Genomic DNA, 962 nt, shown 5'->3' with positions numbered 1-962 from the left:
CCCCGGGTCAGTGTGTCGGCTGCTGTGTGGGGGGGCGGCGGGGCGCCGCCGCTTCCGGAAGGCGGCGGGCCGTACGGCGAGCCGCCCGACGGAGGCGTCGGTTCCTGGGGCTTCTTGCGGAACGGGTCCTCCTCGGGCGGCTCGCCCGGCGGCGGCTGGTCGGTACTCATGGCCCGAGTCGAACCCGGCTCCGTCACCCCCGCAACGGGACGGCGTCCGTTCGGGGGAGAAGGGGCCCCGGGGGGGCCTAGCGGGCCACGTAGGTCTTGGCCGCCTTGTCGTGCCAGGCCTGGCGGCGCGGGCGGTCCACGAGGCACCAGAGGCTGCCTGGGATGCCCAGGAGGGCGTAGACGAGCCAGCGGCGCAGGGCCGCGCCGAAGCCGGGCGGGCGGAGGGTGGCGGTGGACAGCACCCGCACGCCGAGCAGCTTCTTGCCCGGCGTGCGGCCCCAGCGGGCCGTGGGGAGCGCCTCGTACAGCACCCCGAAGAGGAGGACCGCGCCGAGGACCAGGCCCAGGTGGCCGGCGATGGTCGTGTCGAACAGCCAGACGGTGGTGGTGCGTCCGCTGGCGCGGGCGGCGTCGACCTTGGCCCGTACGTGGGCGGTGGCCTCGGGGAGGAGGGGCAGGGCGACGGCCGCCGCGACGGCGGCGAGGACGAGGGAGTCCAGCGCGCGGGCCACGGCTCTGCGCGTCAGCCCGGCGGGGCGCACCGCCCGTTCGGCCATGCGCTCGAACACCTCACGGGGCGTACGGGTGCCTGCCGGGCGGGAGGCGGAGTTCGCCGGGCGGTCGCCCTCGGCCCCGCTCGGCTCCCAGCCCTTGGACCGGGGCTCCGCCGGGGCCGCAGCGGGGCTCGGCACCTTCGGGCGGACGCCCTCGGGCCGGGGCGCCCACACTTCGTGCCGGGGCTCCTCGGCGGCCTGCGCCGTGCCGGGGAGGGGGGCGGCGGGCAGCTCGGCC

General features: G+C 78.4%; 1 protein-coding gene. It reads right to left on the bottom strand.

Annotated elements, in window-relative coordinates:
- Nucleotides 1-247: 247 nt before the first annotated feature.
- On the bottom strand, nt 248-962 hold a 715-nt coding region (locus tag PV721_RS43585; RefSeq protein ID WP_319734447.1), incomplete at its 5' end, for an RDD family protein.

The sequence above is a fragment of the Streptomyces sp. MB09-01 genome, assembly GCF_033794505.1.
Taxonomy (GTDB): Bacteria; Actinomycetota; Actinomycetes; order Streptomycetales; family Streptomycetaceae; genus Streptomyces.
This window is presented reverse-complemented; position numbering and strand designations above follow the sequence as displayed.